Source organism: Methylobacterium oryzae (assembly GCF_036441375.1).
Classification (GTDB): Bacteria; Pseudomonadota; Alphaproteobacteria; order Rhizobiales; family Beijerinckiaceae; genus Methylobacterium; species Methylobacterium oryzae_A.
Window position 1 is genome coordinate 1,711,891 of record NZ_MLCA01000001.1, and the last position, 15,316, is coordinate 1,727,206.

Annotated in this window: 17 protein-coding genes; 11 read left to right on the plus strand and 6 right to left on the minus strand. The window is 70.9% G+C overall.

Features of this window, described 5'->3' with window-relative positions:
- Window positions 1-112 precede the first annotated feature (112 nt).
- The gene (locus MOTC310_RS08130; RefSeq protein WP_331301422.1) at window positions 113-1,243 is read right to left on the minus strand and encodes a glycosyltransferase family 4 protein; all 1,131 of its coding nucleotides are present in this window, start codon (window positions 1,241-1,243) and stop codon (window positions 113-115) included.
- Window positions 1,244-1,628: 385 nt separating this feature from the next.
- On the opposite strand from MOTC310_RS08130, the gene rpmI reads away from it, so the two are divergent.
- The 5 genes from rpmI to MOTC310_RS08155 all read left to right on the plus strand — a co-directional run bounded on the left by rpmI (window position 1,629) and on the right by MOTC310_RS08155 (window position 6,882).
- On the plus strand, window positions 1,629-1,832 hold the full coding sequence (gene rpmI / locus MOTC310_RS08135) for a 50S ribosomal protein L35 (RefSeq protein ID WP_007561407.1): 204 nt from the start codon (window positions 1,629-1,631) through the stop codon (window positions 1,830-1,832).
- Window positions 1,833-1,883: 51 nt separating this feature from the next.
- Window positions 1,884-2,261: a 50S ribosomal protein L20 gene (gene rplT, locus MOTC310_RS08140; RefSeq protein ID WP_012320099.1), complete on the plus strand. Its 378-nt coding sequence runs from the start codon at window positions 1,884-1,886 to the stop codon at window positions 2,259-2,261.
- 156 nt (window positions 2,262-2,417) lie between these two features.
- The gene (gene pheS, locus MOTC310_RS08145; protein WP_331294779.1) at window positions 2,418-3,500 is read left to right on the plus strand and encodes a phenylalanine--tRNA ligase subunit alpha; all 1,083 of its coding nucleotides are present in this window, start codon (window positions 2,418-2,420) and stop codon (window positions 3,498-3,500) included.
- A gap of 70 nt (window positions 3,501-3,570) precedes the next feature.
- Window positions 3,571-5,991, plus strand: coding sequence for a phenylalanine--tRNA ligase subunit beta (gene pheT / locus MOTC310_RS08150; RefSeq protein WP_331301423.1), 2,421 nt, complete (start codon window positions 3,571-3,573; stop codon window positions 5,989-5,991).
- Window positions 5,992-6,000: 9 nt separating this feature from the next.
- A complete protein-coding gene (locus MOTC310_RS08155; protein WP_331301424.1) occupies window positions 6,001-6,882 on the plus strand; it encodes a DUF1186 domain-containing protein in 882 nt (293 codons plus the stop codon).
- Here the strand turns inward: MOTC310_RS08155 and MOTC310_RS08160 are convergent.
- From MOTC310_RS08160 to MOTC310_RS08170, 3 genes are all read right to left on the minus strand, one after another.
- Window positions 6,871-7,656 (minus strand): HesA/MoeB/ThiF family protein, encoded by a 786-nt coding sequence (locus tag MOTC310_RS08160; protein ID WP_331301425.1) that lies wholly within the window; start codon window positions 7,654-7,656, stop codon window positions 6,871-6,873. The genes MOTC310_RS08155 and MOTC310_RS08160 overlap by 12 nt on opposite strands.
- Window positions 7,657-7,759: 103 nt before the next feature.
- A complete protein-coding gene (gene infC / locus MOTC310_RS08165) occupies window positions 7,760-8,281 on the minus strand; it encodes a translation initiation factor IF-3 (RefSeq protein ID WP_331294775.1) in 522 nt (173 codons plus the stop codon).
- Window positions 8,282-8,490: 209 nt separating this feature from the next.
- Window positions 8,491-9,777 carry a glycosyltransferase family 4 protein gene (locus MOTC310_RS08170; RefSeq protein WP_331301426.1) on the minus strand — a complete coding sequence of 429 codons (1,287 nt, stop codon included), beginning with the start codon at window positions 9,775-9,777 and terminating at the stop codon, window positions 8,491-8,493.
- Between the two features lie 107 nt (window positions 9,778-9,884).
- Here MOTC310_RS08170 and MOTC310_RS08175 point away from each other — a divergent pair, with 107 nt between their 5' ends.
- Complete coding sequence (locus MOTC310_RS08175) at window positions 9,885-10,652, plus strand: alpha/beta hydrolase (protein WP_331301427.1); 768 nt, start codon at window positions 9,885-9,887, stop codon at window positions 10,650-10,652.
- Window positions 10,653-10,673: 21 nt separating this feature from the next.
- Here MOTC310_RS08175 and MOTC310_RS08180 read toward each other — a convergent pair whose 3' ends face one another.
- Together MOTC310_RS08180 and MOTC310_RS08185 are read right to left on the minus strand one after the other, a co-directional pair.
- Window positions 10,674-10,958, minus strand: coding sequence for a BQ00720 family protein (locus tag MOTC310_RS08180; RefSeq protein ID WP_020092805.1), 285 nt, complete (start codon window positions 10,956-10,958; stop codon window positions 10,674-10,676).
- 101 nt (window positions 10,959-11,059) lie between these two features.
- On the minus strand, window positions 11,060-11,488 hold the full coding sequence (locus MOTC310_RS08185; protein ID WP_012320108.1) for an Hsp20 family protein: 429 nt from the start codon (window positions 11,486-11,488) through the stop codon (window positions 11,060-11,062).
- A 408-nt stretch (window positions 11,489-11,896) separates the two neighbouring features.
- Between MOTC310_RS08185 and MOTC310_RS08190 the strand changes: the two genes are divergently transcribed.
- From MOTC310_RS08190 to tolA, 5 genes are all read left to right on the plus strand, one after another.
- Entirely contained in the window at window positions 11,897-12,388 is a 492-nt protein-coding gene (locus tag MOTC310_RS08190; RefSeq protein ID WP_331301428.1) for a hypothetical protein, read from the plus strand.
- 74 nt (window positions 12,389-12,462) lie between these two features.
- Window positions 12,463-12,936 carry a Tat pathway signal protein gene (locus MOTC310_RS08195; protein WP_331290895.1) on the plus strand — a complete coding sequence of 158 codons (474 nt, stop codon included), beginning with the start codon at window positions 12,463-12,465 and terminating at the stop codon, window positions 12,934-12,936.
- A gap of 133 nt (window positions 12,937-13,069) precedes the next feature.
- Window positions 13,070-13,759 carry a MotA/TolQ/ExbB proton channel family protein gene (locus tag MOTC310_RS08200; RefSeq protein WP_331290896.1) on the plus strand — a complete coding sequence of 230 codons (690 nt, stop codon included), beginning with the start codon at window positions 13,070-13,072 and terminating at the stop codon, window positions 13,757-13,759.
- 55 nt (window positions 13,760-13,814) lie between these two features.
- Entirely contained in the window at window positions 13,815-14,303 is a 489-nt protein-coding gene (locus MOTC310_RS08205) for an ExbD/TolR family protein (protein ID WP_331290897.1), read from the plus strand.
- Between the two features lie 4 nt (window positions 14,304-14,307).
- Window positions 14,308-15,303 (plus strand): cell envelope integrity protein TolA, encoded by a 996-nt coding sequence (gene tolA, locus MOTC310_RS08210; protein WP_331290898.1) that lies wholly within the window; start codon window positions 14,308-14,310, stop codon window positions 15,301-15,303.
- The last annotated feature ends 13 nt before the right edge of the window (window positions 15,304-15,316 follow it).

Genomic DNA, 15,316 nt, shown 5'->3' on the forward strand with positions numbered 1-15,316 from the left:
CGAGAGGGCTGCCGCATCCCTTCGATGCAGCAGCCCTTGTTCACCCTACGGATGAGTCGCCTTTAAGACGCTAGGCCGAGCCGGACCCGCCTCGCAAGCCCGGTGCCGGATTTCAGGCCGGCATGGCGGCGACCGGGATCGCCGGACGCGCGGAGCCGTTCACCTCGCCGTACTGCGGCTTGAAGCCGGACTTCGGCAGCTTGATCACGTCGGCGCCGCGGGCGAGCAGGTCCTCGTAGGCGGCGACGTACTTCTTGACCATGCACTCGGCGGTGAAGGCGCTCTCGAAATGGCGGCGCACGCCGGCGCGGCTCATGGCCTTGACCTTGGCGACCGCCGCCACGGCATCGTCCATGTTATCGCAGAGCACGCCGCCGACGCCATCCTTGATCACCTCCGGCACGGAGCCGTTGCGGAACGCGATCACCGGGGTGCCGGCCGACATCGCCTCGATCATCACGAGGCCGAAGGGCTCCGGCCAGTCGATCGGGAAGGCGAGTGCCAGGGCGTTGCCGAGGAAGTCCTTCTTCTGCTCCTCGTTGATCTCGCCAATATACTCGATCAGCGGGTGATGGATCATCGGCTCGATGACCTCGTCCCAGTAATCCTGGTCGGCCTTGTCGACCTTCGCGGCGATCTTGAGGGGCGTGCCGGAGCGGATCGCCATCTCGATCGCGCGGTCGGGCCGCTTCTCGGGCGAGATCCGGCCGAGGAAAGCGAGGTAGCCGCCCTTGGCGTCCGGGTAGTACGGGCAGTTCTCGGCCGGCAGGCCGTGATGGATCGTCGCCAGCCAGTTGGAGGTCGGCGGCATCGGCAGGCGCTGGTTGTCGGAGATCGAGACCAGCGGCATGCCCGTGAAGGTGCGGTAGACCGGCATGAAGTCCGGCACGTCGAGGCGACCGTGCATCGTGGTGAGGCACTTGTGGTTCAGATCCTCGAACATCGGATACTGAAGCAGGTCGATGTGGAAGTGCAGGATGTCGAACTCGTGCGCGCGGCGGTGCACCTGATGCAGCATCGCCAGGTGGCTGGCGGTGTGATCGCGGTAGCCGAGAAGGCGCAGGCCCTCCGGCGTGCACGCCGCGAGCTTGGCAGATGTTTCGGAGTCGCCGCTCGCGAACAGCGTGACTTCGTGGCCCTGGCGGACCAGTTCTTCTGTAATCCAGCTGACGACGCGCTCGGTGCCGCCGTAGAACTTCGGAGGGACGGCCTCCGACAACGGAGCGATCTGGGCAATGCGCACGAAGTGTCTCCTGGTTGGCCGAATTTGACGGGGGGTCTAACCCTGCCGGCCTGAGCGGGACATGAATGAAACGGACGGCCAAGGTTATGGTTCCTGGCGGCCACCGCTGTCGCGCACCGTTTTGTGCAGCGCGCAAGCTGTCCCCGAATTCCTCCGAATCAGCGGAGGTCGGAACCCGATCGGGGTCCCGCTTCGGGGCTCGGGCCGCACGCCGCAGGGACGTTGCCGCCGCGTCAGCTTTCTGTCATAAGCCGCTCCGCGTCGAACCGCCCGGCCGATAGGGCTGCCGTGGCGGCTCGTGCTGCTCCACCAGAAGCATCAGCGCGCGAACCTCCTCCGACCCCCGCGGGTCGGCTCGACGGAGTTTCGCGCAACGGAGAGCCAAATGCCCAAGTTGAAGACGAAATCGGGCGCGAAGAAGCGCTTCAAGATCACCGGCACCGGCAAGGTGATGTACGCCCAGGCCGGCAAGCGCCACGGGATGATCAAGCGGACGACCAAGCAGATCCGCAACCTGCGCGGCACCACGACCCTGTTCGAGGGCGATGCCGCCAACGTGAAGAAGTACTTCCTGCCGAACGCGCGGTAAGTCCTTCGACACCCGTTGCCACTGTCTTTCGTCGAATCCAGGAGATAACCGATGGCCCGCGTCAAGCGCGGCGTGACCAGTCACGCGAAGCACAAGAAAGTTCTGAAGGCCGCCAAGGGCTATTACGGCCGGCGCAAGAACACGATCCGCATCGCCAAGCAGGCGGTCGAGAAGGGCATGCAGTATGCCTACCGCGACCGCAAGAACAAGAAGCGCACGTTCCGCGCCCTCTGGATCCAGCGCCTCAACGCGGCGGTCCGCGAGCACGGCCTGACCTACTCGCGCTTCATCGACGGCCTGGCGAAGTCGGGCATCGTCGTCGACCGCAAGGCCCTGTCGGAGCTGGCGATCCACGAGCCGGCGAGCTTCGCCGCCGTCGTCGAGAAGGCGAAGGCCGCGCTGCCGCAGAACACCGCCAAGGCCGCCTGATCCAGGCCTGAGGCGAGACGGACGGAAGGCGCGGCTCCCCAGGGGGCCGCGCCTTCGTCGTTTACGAGGTCCCGCGCCCCGCGCTTGCGCCCGGGCGCCTAACGCGCGAGAGCACGGCCCGACGGCCGACTCCGCCAACCCTGCTCGAAGACAGCGATGACCGATCTCGACACCCTCGAACGCGATCTCCTGGCCCAGGTCGGCGCGGCGTCCGACGAGGCGGCCCTCGACGCGGTCCGCGTCGCCGCGCTCGGCAAGAAGGGCAGCGTCTCGGATCTGCTGAAGACCCTCGGCGCGATGACGCCGGAGGAGCGCAAGGAGCGCGGGCCCCTGATCAACGGCCTGCGCGACCGGGTCCAGGGCGCCGTCACCGCGCGCAAGACCGAACTCGCCGAGGCCGCCCTGGAGGCCCGCCTCGCCTCCGAGCGGGTCGACGTGACCCTGCCGGTCCGCGAGGCCCCCGAGGTGCGAGGCCGGATCCACCCGATCTCCCAGGTCATCGACGAGATCACCGCGATCTTCGCCGACATGGGCTTCGCGGTGGCCGAGGGTCCGGACATCGAGACGGACGAGCTGAACTTCACCGCCCTCAACTTCCCGCCCGGCCACCCGGCCCGCGAGATGCACGACACCTTCTTCCTGGCGCCGGACGCCGACGGCAAGCGCAAGGTGCTGCGCACCCACACCTCGCCCGTGCAGGTGCGGACCATGCGGGCGCAGACGCCGCCGATCCGCGTGATCATCCCGGGCCGGACCTACCGGCACGATTCCGACCAGACCCACACGCCGATGTTCCACCAGGTCGAGGGGCTGGTGATCGACACGAGCGCCAACATCGCCAACCTGAAATGGGTGCTGGAGGAGTTCTGCAAGGCGTTCTTCGAGGTGGAGGGCGTGAAGATGCGCTTCCGCCCGTCCTTCTTCCCCTTCACCGAGCCCTCCGCGGAGGTCGATATCCAGTGCTCGCGCAAGGGCGGCGAGATCCGCTTCGGCGAGGGCGACGACTGGCTGGAGATCCTGGGCTGCGGGATGGTCCACCCGAACGTGCTGCGCAATTGCGGGCTCGACCCGGACGCCGTGCAGGGCTTCGCCTTCGGCGTCGGCATCGACCGCATCGCCATGCTGAAATACGGCATGCCGGACCTTCGCCCGTTCTTCGAGGCCGACGTCCGCTGGCTCGACCATTATGGCTTCCGCCCGCTCGACGTGCCGAGCCTCGTGGGCGGCCTCACCGGCTGAGCCGCCCCGGCGTCACCGCGATCCTGTTCCTCCGACGGTCGAGCCGATACCGGGCTCTCGAAGGTCCATCATGAAATTCACCCTCTCCTGGCTCAAGGACCACCTCGACACCGAGGCCTCCCTCGACACCGTCGCCGAGACGCTCACGCGGATCGGCCTGGAGGTGGAGGGCGTCGAGGACAAGGCCGCCGCGCTCAAGCCCTACGTGATCGCCCGGATCCTGACGGCCGAGCAGCATCCGAACGCCGACCGTCTCCGGGTCTGCACGGTCGACACCGGCGCGGGCGCGCCCGTGCAGGTGGTCTGCGGCGCCCCGAACGCCCGGGCCGACCTCGTCTCGGTCTTCGCGCCGCCCGGCACCTACGTCCCGGGCAAGAACATCACCCTGTCGGTGGGCACGATCCGCGGCGTCGAGAGTCACGGCATGCTGTGCTCGGGCGCCGAGCTCGGCCTCGGCGACGACCATGACGGCATCCTGGAGCTCCCGACCGACGCGCCGGTCGGCCAGGCCTACGCGCTCTACGCCGGGCTCGACGATCCGGTCATCGAGATCAACCTGACGCCGAACCGGCCGGACTGCACCTCGGTCCACGGCATCGCCCGCGACCTCGCGGCCGCCGGCCTCGGCACGCTCAAGCGCGAGACGCTGCCGGACATCCGCGGCGAGGGTCCCTGCCCGGTCGCGGTCGAGCTGGCTCTCGAACCGGCCGACCGGCACCTCGCCCCGCTGTTCGCCCTGCGGCTGGTGCGCGGCGTCACGAACGGCCCGTCGCCGGCCTGGATGCAGGCCCGGCTGCGGGCGATCGGCCTGCGCCCGATCAACAGCCTCGTCGACATCACCAACTACGTCACCTTCGACCGCGGGCGGCCACTGCACGTCTTCGACGCCGCCAAGGTCGCCGGCACGCTGACCGTGCGGCGCGCGCGCGCGGGCGAGAGCCTGCGCGCCCTCGACGGCCGGACCCACACGCTGACCGACGACACGGTGGTGATCGCCGACGCGAACGGCGTCGAATCCATCGCCGGCATCATGGGCGGCGAGGCGTCGGGCTGCGACGCCGGCACCACGGACGTGCTGATCGAGTCGGCCCTCTGGGACCCGACCAACATCGCCCAGTCGGGCCGCCGCCTCGGCATCATCACCGACGCGCGCTACCGCTTCGAGCGGGGCGTCGACCCGGCCTTCACGCTTCCCGGCCTCGACCTCGCGACGCGGCTGGTGGTCGATCTCTGCGGCGGAACGCCGACCGAGGCGCACGTCGCCGGCGCGTCGCCCGAAAACGAGCGCAGCATCGACTTCCCCTGGACCGAGGTCCGCCGCCTCGCCGGCCTGGACGTGCCGCGCGCCGAGATGCAGCAGATCCTCGAGACGCTGGGCTTCCACATCTCCGGCACCGGGGACCGGGTGACGGTGCTGCCGCCGTCCTGGCGGCCCGATGTCGAGGGCAAGGCAGACCTCGTCGAGGAGGTCGTGCGCATCGCCGGGCTCGACCGGATCGAGGCCAAGCCCCTGCCGCCGCTCGCCGGGATCGGCCGCCCGCTGCTCACCGTGATGCAGAAGCGGACCCGTCTGGCCAAGCGCGCCCTGGCGAGCCGCGGCCTCCTGGAGGCGGTCACGTGGTCGTTCGTCCCGCACGAGGACGCGATCCTGTTCGGCGGCGGCGGGGCCGACCTCGTCCTGGCGAACCCGATCGCTTCGGAGCTGTCCGACATGCGGCCGAGCCTGGTGCCGGGCCTCCTGCGCGCGGCGCAGCGCAACGCCGACCGGGGCTACCCGGACGCGGCCCTGTTCGAGGTCGGCCAGTGCTTCGCCTCCGACGAGCCGGAGGGCCAGACCATCCGCGCGGCGGCGGTCCGCCGCGGCGGCGCGACCCTGGCCGGCGCCGGGCGGCACTGGGACGGTGTTGCCGCGACCGTGGACGCCTTCGCCGCGAAGGCGGACGCCCTCGCCCTGCTCGGCAGCCTCGGCGTGCCGACGGGCGGCCTCCAGGTCACAGCGGGCGGCCCGTCCTGGCTGCATCCCGGCCGCTCGGGCACGCTGCGCTTCGGCCCGAAGACCGAGATCGGCTGGTTCGGCGAGGTGCATCCGCGGACGCTGCAGGCCCTGGACCTGAAGGGCACCCTCGTGGCCTTCGAGATCGTCCTCGACGCCCTGCCCCTGCCCAAGCACAAGCCGACCAAGGCCAAGGCCGCCCTGGCGCTGTCGGAACTGCAGCCGCTGTCACGGGACTTCGCCTTCGTAGTCGGCCGCGACGTGCCGGCCGGCGACATCGTCAAGGCCGCCCAGAACGCCGAGCGCAAGCTCGTGACCGGCGTCGACGTCTTCGACCTCTACGAGGGACCGGGCGTGCCGGACGGTGCCAAGTCGGTTGCGATCGCGGTGCGTCTCCAGCCCGTCGAGCGGACCCTGACCGACGCGGAGATCGAGGCGGTGAGCGCCAGGATCGTCGCCGAGGTCAGCCGCCGCACGGGCGCGACCCTCCGGGCCTGAGGCACCGCCATGGACCGGATCGCCCTGCTCATCGACGACCTCGCGGCGGCCGAGTACCGGCCGAAGGCGGCGTTGCGAGAGGCGCTCAACCATCCGGCCGCCGTCGCGGACGCGACGCTGCCGCTGCTGGAGGCGGCCGCCGACGGGCGCGAGCTGGCGCCGGAGGAGACGAACCTCCTGTTCTGGGGCCTGCACGTCCTGGCCCATGCAAGGGACACGCGCGCCCTCGCGCCGCTCCTCAGGCTGCTCCGGCACGACGAGGAGACCCTCGACGCGGTGCTCGGCGACGCCGTCACGGCGACGCTGGCCAAAGTCGTGGCGAGCCTGTTCGACGGCGACCCGCAGCCGCTGTTCCGGCTGATCCTCGACAGCACGGTGGACGATTACGTCCGCATGGCGCTGATGTGCGCCTGCACGTTCCTGACGCTCGAGGGACGGATCGAGCGGGCCGGCATGCACGACCTGCTGGTCCGGTTCGACGACGCGCAGGCCGCCGTTGAGGAAGGCCCGGCCTGGGTCGGCTGGGAGGAGACAATCGCGCATCTCGGCTTCCGCGACCTCGCGCCCCGGGCGGCCGCGGCCCGCGCCGACGGACGTCTCACCGACGAGGTCAGCGACGCCGACTGGTTCAAGGACGCGCTGCGCAAGGCGGAGACCAAGCCGGACGACCGGGACCGGCTCGGCCCCTACCAGTACGGCTACCTCGACGATCCGGTCGAAGCCCTCGACTGGGCCGAGGAAGGGGCGGGCGAGCCGCAGCGCAACCCGTTCAAGGCTGTCGGCCGCAACGATCCCTGCCCCTGCGGCTCGGGCAAGAAGTTCAAGAAGTGCTGCCTCGGCAAGGCGGAGGCGGAGGGGCCGTGGATGCCGCCGGAGCCGCTAGGCCGCTGAGGCGCCGCTGCCGCTGAGCGGGTTCTCGGGATCCCAGCCGTAGCTCAGGGTCTCGAACCGCATGGCGCGGGAATCGACCATCAGGAGGCGCCCGACGAGGGGCTCGCCGAAGCCCGCCACGGCGCGGATGACCTCCATCGCCATCAGCGAGCCCATGACGCCGGCCAAGGCACCCAGGACGCCGGCCTCCGCGCAGGCGGGCACGCTGCCGGGCGGCGGCGGGTTCGGGAACAGGCAGCGATAGGTTGGGTTCGGGTTCCCGTCGGGCCCGGTCTCGTGGGCGCGGATCGTGGTCAGGGTACCGTCGAACCGGCCCAGCGCCGCCGTCACCAGCGGGCGCCGCGCCCGGAAGCAGGCGTCGGACACCGCGTAGCGCGTGGCGAAATTGTCGGAGCCGTCGGCCACGAGGTCGTAGCCGGCGATCAGGTCGACGGCGTTGGCCGCGTCGATCCGGAACGGGTGCCGCACCACCGACACGTGCGGGTTGAGGCGCGCCACCGCGTCGGCCGCGCTCTCGACCTTCGGCCGGCCGAGATCCGGTGTCCCGTGGATCACCTGCCGCTGGAGATTGGACAGGGAGACCGTGTCATCGTCGACGAGGCCGATCGTGCCGATCCCGGCGGCCGCGAGGTACTGAATCAGGGGCGCGCCGAGGCCCCCTGCCCCGATGACGAGGATCCGGGCGGCCTTGATCCGGGCCTGGCCCGGACCGCCGACCTCGGCGAGGACGAGGTGGCGGGCGTAGCGTTCGATCTCATCGGGAGCGAGGGCCATGGGCTGCCCATAATCCGCGGCGCCGCTATTCGGAAGCGCCGAAAAGACAACGCCGCCCCGGTGAGGAGGCGGCGTGGGTCTCGCGTCTCAGGGTCCGGGCCGCTCAGCGCGGCGCGAGGATCATGATCATCTGCCGGCCTTCGAGCATGGGCTCGCTCTCGACCTTGGCGATCTCGGCGGTCTCGTGCTTCACGCGCTCCAGGAGGCGCAGACCGATATCCTGGTGAGCCATCTCACGACCGCGGAAGCGCAGGGTCACCTTGACCTTGTCACCCTCCTCGAAGAAGCGGTGCACCGACTTCATCTTGGTGTCGTAGTCGTGCTTGTCGATGCCGGGACGGAGCTTGATCTCCTTCACCTCGACGGTCTTCTGCCGCTTGCGGGCCTCGTTCTGCTTCTTCTGCTCGTTGAAGCGGAAGCGCCCGTAATCGAGCAGCTTGCAGACGGGCGGCACGGAGTTCGGCGCGATCTCCACGAGATCGAGACCGGCCTCCTCGGCCAGATTGAGGGCGTCGAAGAAGGGAACGACGCCGCGGTTCTGCCCGGTGTCGTCGATCAGCTGCACTTCCCGCACACCGCGAATGTCGCGGTTGGCGCGCGGCCCGTCCTTCTGCGGGGCCGGCATGGCTCTCATCGGTCTACGAATGGCTTAGGTCTCCTGCTGCAACGGCGAAACGGCGGATTTTCAGGAGGATCTCCTGACCGCCAGCCGCTCCGGTCTCATCCGGACCTACAACGTTGGTGGAACCGCGGCCAGAGTCAACCGGCTACCGTCGCGGCGCCGAAAATAATCGGCCGCCGCGTCGCGATTCGAGGGCGGCCGAGGTGCGGCCCTCAGGCCGGCCGGCCGAGCAGCCCGGCATAGACCGCCAGCGTGTCGCCGACCATCCGCTCCAGGGAGAAGTGCGCTTCGACATGCGCGCGGCTCCGCCGGCCGAGGGCGTCGCGGGCGCTCGCGCCGAGGGAGAGCGCTTCGGTGAGGGCGGCGGCGAGCGCGGCCGGGTCGCCGGGCGGCACGCGCCAGCCGGTGCGCTGGCCCGCGGTGGTCTCGGGCGGCGCCAGCACCGTTTCTGGCACGGCGCCGAGATCCGAGACCACCACGGGGGCCCCGAGCGCCTGCGCCTCCACGGCCGAGCGCCCGAAGGCCTCGGGCTCCACCGACGGCACCGCCACCACCGAGGCGGCGCGGAAGGCCGCCGGCATGTCGGCGCAGTGCCCGACGCGGCGGACGATGCCGCCGAGACCGCGCGCGGCGATCAGCGCGTCGAGCTCGCGCTCGTAGGCGGCGCGGCCCTGCGGATCCCCCGCCAGGACCACGGCCAGGTCGGGGACGCCGCGATCGCGCATCTGCGCGGCGGCCTCGATCAGCACGCGATGGCCCTTCCAGGCGGTCAGCCGGGCGGCCAGCAGGATCACCCGCTCGTGCGGCGCCACGTTCCAGCTCCGGCGCAGCGCCTCGACCCGGGTGGCACCGACCGCCACCGGGTTGAACACGGCGAGGTCGGTGCCGCGGTGGATGACGCGCACGCGGTCGCCGGCCTGCTCGGCGTGCAGCCGGTGGATCAGGTCGGCGGTGTAGTGCGAGTTGGCGATGACCGCGTCGCCGCGGGCCATGACCGAGTTGTAGAGCACCTTCACGCCGGTTCGCCCGGAATAGCTGCCGTGATAGGTGGTGACGAAGGGCAGGCCGAGCCGGCGCGCCGCCCCGAGGGCGACCCAGGCGGGAGCGCGGGACCGGGCATGGATGATCTGCACGTTCTCGCGGCGGCAGAGCGCCATCAGCCGCAGCACATTCACCGCCATAACGGCCGGGTTCTTGGAGGCGGCCGGGAAACGGAGCCAGTGACCGCCCTTGGCCTGCAACTCCCCGACGAGTCGCCCGCCCTCCGTCGCCACCAGGGCGCGGGCACCGACCGCCGCGAGGCCGCCCGCGACGTCGACCGTCGTGCGCTCGGCGCCGCCCGCGTCGAGTTCGGGTATGATCTGCAGGATGCGGGCGCCCGCCAGCGCCCCGACCTCCGCCGGGAAGCCCGACAGGGCGTGGGTCCCCTCGCCCGGTCGTGGGCCTTCGGCGAGGACGCGCAGGCCCCCGACCGGTATCTGCCAAATGCTCGCTGCCATTGATCCAGCATCGCCGCCGGGCTTTACGGTCCGGTAAACGAGAGTTGAAGCCGAACCGTTCAGGGCCGGACTTCTTTCACGAAGAGACAGGGATATCGGAGAGAACGATGACGGAGACGGCCCCCGAGTTCCTCACCGTCGGCGCGGGCGACGCGGCCCGGCGCATCGCCGTGCGGGTGCGCGAGGGCGGCGGTCCGCCGGTCGTCTGGCTCGGCGGATTCCGCTCCGACATGACGGCCACCAAGGCGACGGCCCTGGACGCCTGGGCCGCGGAGACGGGCCGGAAGCTCATCCGGTTCGATTACGCCGCGCACGGAGCCTCGGGCGGCACGTTCACGGATTGCACCATCTCGTCGTGGCTCGAGGACGCGCAGGCCGTTCTGGTGGCCTACGCCACGGAGGCGCCGATCCTGGTCGGCTCGTCGATGGGCGGGTGGATCGCCTGTCTGGCCGCACGCGACCGAGCTGCCTGCGGGCAAACGACGGCAGGGCTGGTGCTCATCGCGCCGGCCCTGGACTTCACGGAGGAGCTGATCTGGAACCGTCTCAGCGAGGCGGCCCGCGCCATGCTGATCCGCGACGGGGTCCTCAGGAAGCCCAGCGACTACGCGCCGGAGCCGGACCCGATCACGCGGGCCCTCATCGACGACGGCCGCCGCCACTGCATGCTGGGCGGTCCGGTGGATCCGGCCTGCCCGGTGCATATCCTCCAGGGGATGCGGGACACCGACGTCCCCTACACCCACGCCCTGAAGATCCTCGACCGCCTGCCGGCGGAGGGGACGGTGCTGACGCTGATCGCCGACGGCGACCACCGCCTGTCGCGGCCGCAGGATATCGCGCGGCTGGTGACGGCGGTGGCCGAGGTCGCCTGACCGGTCTCCCGGTCGCTCCGGTCAGTGCAGGCTGACCGGCTGCAGATCGTGCGCGGCCGCGTTGGCCAGCACGACGTCCCGCGAATCGGCGAGCATGATCGGGGCGCCGCTCGCCGAGAGCAGGGCGAACAGGTCGAGACCGGGCGTCAGCTCGGGGGCCTGCGGGAAGAAGCGGCGGACTTCGTCCGAACGGATCGGCCGGACGTAGGCGATGTGCCCCTCGCCCAGGGCCGCGAGATCGGCGGGCTGGAAATCGGCCGGATCGAGGTCGGCGGGGGTCAGGGGAGACGGGTTCAGGTCGGTCATAAAGCCCTCCTAGGGTGGCAGAGCGTCCACCGCCGATCCTGAAGGCACCGGCGGCTCCACCCTGATGTGGGGATCCGCGCCGGCCAATCAATCGGTCGGCGTCAGCCGCGGGCGCCGATATCGATCTTGCGCACGATGCGGTCCGGCTCCGGCCGGACCAGATCGATCGACAGCAGACCGTTGGCGAGGTCGGCGCCCAGGACCTCCATGCCGTCGGCGAGCAGGAAGGCCCGCTGGAACTGCCGCGCCGCGATGCCGCGGTGGAGGAAGTGGCGCTCGCGCTCGTCGACCTGCCGGCCGCGCACGACGAGCTGGCTCTCCTCCAGCATCACGTCGAGCTGGTCGCGGGTGAAGCCGGCCACCGCCAGGGTGATGCGCAGGCGCTCGGGCTCGCTCTCGGTGCGGGGCAGACGCTCGATGTTGTAGGGCGGGTAACCGTCGTTGGCGGCCTTGGAGACCCGGTCGAGGGCCTGCTCGATCTCGTCGAAGCCGAGCAGGAACGGGTGCCCGAAGGGCGAGGATCGAGTCATCGCGGCCATCATCCAGAAAGCGAGGCCTCCGACCCAGGGATCTGCCGCAATCCCGGGATGCGCGAGCACCTCGTCGACAGGAGCCCGCCCAGGGCAGCGCTCCGCCGGACGCGACGACGCCGGCGACTCGGAGATATGGCCAAGGCCTTCCGGGCCATCAAGGGAGGCGGCCGGTTTCCCGAAACCGCCTCGCACCGGCAAAAACCGGGATGTTTCGGCAAAAATGGCCGGGACTCATAGGCAAAGCTCGGAGCGGCCACGCTTTCTTCTAACAGTTTGGAACTGCTCTGATTTTCTCCCCGGGCCTTGATCCGGACGACGGGCGTGGATACTGCCGCGACAGGCGACGATCGGACATACAGGACTGGTCGAAGCGATCTTTTTCCGCGACGTGAGGCACCGGAGCCGATGAGCGCGCCCACGACCCCGTCGAACCATGCGGCGATGCAGCGCGTCGCCGACGTGTGCGGCGACGCGGCCGACATCCTGGCCCTGTCGGTGGCCCGTTTCGTGGCCGCCGGCTACATGACCAGCGACGTCGCCTGCTGGAACGCGGCCTTCGACGGCGCCGAGGAGCTGCTCGGCCCGACGGAGGGCTCCCGGTTCGTGGCCTGCGTGGTCGCGATCATCCGGGCGCTGCGGGCGGAGCGCGACGGCGACTGGTCGTTTATGCCGGCGAGCTGCTGCCGCGTGACCGGCCACGAATGCGCGCTGGTGAAGCTGATCAACCGGGGTCGGCAGCGCCTCTGGGCGGATCTCGAGGCGGCCGCGGCCGAGATCACCGGCCAGGATGCGGCGCCCCGCCTCGTGGCGGCGGTCCGCGCCGCGGTCGGTCCGCTGGACGCGGCGGCCCAGCGCCTCGCCCCGGCCTCCTGCCCCGCCGGGACGGTGCTCCACTGATCCGGCTCCCCCAAACCCGGGCCGCGCGGCACGAGCCGCCGGCCGGCGCAGAACTCGAAGAGGATGTGGCTACGGTGCTTGCCCTGAGCGTTCCCCTGTACCGCCGACGGATCGGGCGTATCGCCCTCGACACGGCGGCCTGCTTCGCGCTCTCGGCGCTGCTGGTCGTGTCGGCGCTGGCGCAGGACGCGTCCGAGAAGGCCCCGCCGATCAAGCTGCAGCTCAACAAGGTCGAGACCGCGGGCGAGGCCTGCCGGATCACCATGGTGATCGACAACAAGGGATCCGGGCTCAAGTCCTACAAGGTGGATCTCTTCGCCTTCGACCCCGAGGGCGTCGCGCAGAAGCGCGTGGCCGTCGAGCTCGGTCCGCTGCCGCCGAAGAAGACCACCGTGAAGATCTTCGATTTCCCCGGCATCGCCTGCAACAAGGTCGGACGCGTCCTCTTGAACGACGTCCTGACCTGCGACGGCGGCGACGCCGCCCGCGAGGCCTGCCTCGAGCGGACCGAGACCGACAGCAAGGCCGGCCTCCCGTTCGACCGCTGATGCGGGCGGTGTGACGGTCGACAAGACCAAACCGCCCGGCGGCGAGGGCCGCCGGGCGGCCTGCGGCTTTCGCCGCCCCCCCGTGACGATGGCGGCGCAAGGCCGCGTGAGACCAGGACGCCAGGAGCCCGCGATGGACCCGACACAAGCGCCGATCGAGGCGGCCCACGACTTCTCGTTCCTCGGCCTGTTCCTGCAGGCCGACCCGATCGTGAAGGGCGTGATGATCCTGCTGGTGATCGCCTCGATCGCCTGCTGGACGGTGGTGTTCGAGAAGGTCATCCGGCTCGCCGCCGCGCGGCGCCAGGCCAAGGCCTTCGCGAACCTGGTCCGCTCCGGCGGCAGCCTGGACGGCGAGCATCGCGGCATCGCCGGCCACGTGGTGAAGGCGGCCATCGACGCGTGGCGCGATCAGGATTCTTCCGAGACCCGGGCCGAGCGCCGGGACCGCATCGAGCGGGCGATGAAGGGCGCCCTGACCATCGAGGTGAAGCGCCTGCGCACCGGCCTGTCGCTGCTGGCGACCTCCGGCTCGACGGCCCCGTTCGTCGGACTGTTCGGCACGGTGTGGGGCATCATGAACTCGTTCTCGTCCATCGCTCGCAGCCAGGACACCTCGCTCGCCGTGGTGGCGCCGGGCATCGCGGAAGCGCTGTTCGCGACCGCGATCGGTCTCGTCGTCGCGATCCCGGCGGTGATGGCCTACAACAAGCTCTCGAGCGACGTGAGCGGCATCCAGAGCACCTTCTCGTCCTATATCTCGGTCCTGGGCAACCGCCTGGCGCGCGACCGCGCCGGCGCCCACCGCGCGGCCGCCGAGTAGAGCGGGCCGACGCTCACCCCCAGAGAGCCGAACGTCAAGGTACCGGAGACGCCCCATGGCGATGGGATCCATTCGCGCGAACGACGACGACGACCTCGACGACGTGCCGATGTCCGACATCAACGTCACGCCGATGGTCGACGTGATGCTCGTGCTGCTGATCATCTTCATGGTCGCCGCGCCGCTGATGACCACCGGCGTTCCGGTCCAGCTGCCGAAGACCGCGGCCCCCAAGGTCGCGCAGTCGAAGAAGCCCGCCGAGGTGACGGTCGACAAGGACGGCAACCCGTCCATCGCCAAGGAGGTGTTCACGATGGAGAGCATCGTGCCGCGCCTCCGCGAGATGGCGGCCGCCGACAAGGATCAGGTGATCCTCGTGCGCGGCGACCGCGACGTGCCCTACGGCAAGGTCATGGAGGTCATGGGCCTCGTCGGACAGGCCGGCTTCACCAAGGTGTCGCTGATCGCGCAGTCGCCCGGCGGCGCCGCTCCGGCCTCGCCCGCCGCCCCCGCACCCGCCGCCCCCGCAGGGACCGCGCGCTGAGCCGATGAGCACCTACACGTCGACGGATCTGCCGGCCGGTCTCGGCGAGCGCCGCCCGTCCGGGCTGGTCGCCGCCTTCCTGGTCGCCCTGGGCCTGCATGCCTGCGTGCTCGCCGCGGTGATGTTCCTGCGGCTCTCTCCGCCCGCGCCGCCCGGCGAGCAGCAGATCACCGTCGACCTCGCGCCGCTCATGACCGACGCGGCCACCGAGGCCCCGGCGGAACAGCAGATGAGCCAGGAGGCGCCGCCGGAGACGAAGCCGGTGGACGCGCCGCCCGACGAGGCCGTCCAGCCCCCGCCGCCGACCGAGATGACCGAGGTGAAGCCGGAAGACACCCAGGCGGTCGAGACGCCGCCGGAGGCCCAGCCCGTGGAGGCGCAGAGCCAGGTGATCACCTCCGCGTCGGAGGCGGCCGAGCCGCTGGCGCCGCCGCCCACCGAGGTCGCCAAGACCGAGGAACCGCCGAAGCCGACGCCCGACCCGGCCAAGCTGAAGGCGGAGCGGGAAGCCAAGCTGCGGAAGATCCGGGAGGAGAAGCTCCGCGAGCAGAAGCGCGAGGAGGCGCGGCAGGAGCGCCTGGAGGAGATCCGCGAGGCGAAGGCGAAGGCCGCCCGCGAGGCCAAGGCGCGCGAGGCCAAGGCCCGGGCGGGCGCCGAGCGCAGCTCGGCGTCGGCCTCGCGCCAGAACGCCGCCGGCCGGGCCGCCGCGGGCAACGATCCGAGCGCGATGCGGCAGTGGCAGGGCGCGATCAGCGCGGCGATCCACAGCCGGATGAACGTGAACGCGGCGGTGGGCACCGGCGGCGGGACCGCCGTGGTGCGCTTCACCGTGATGCGCTCGGGTCAGGTGACGGGCGCGGGCGTGGCCCGTTCCAGCGGAGTCGGCCAGATCGACAGCGCCGCCCTCGCGGCGGTGCGCGGCAGTATGCCGGCAGCGCCTCCCGGCGTGACGCAGTCGAGCCTCTCGGTCTCTATTCCGCTCAACTTCCGCGTGCGTTGATCGGACAGCGGTC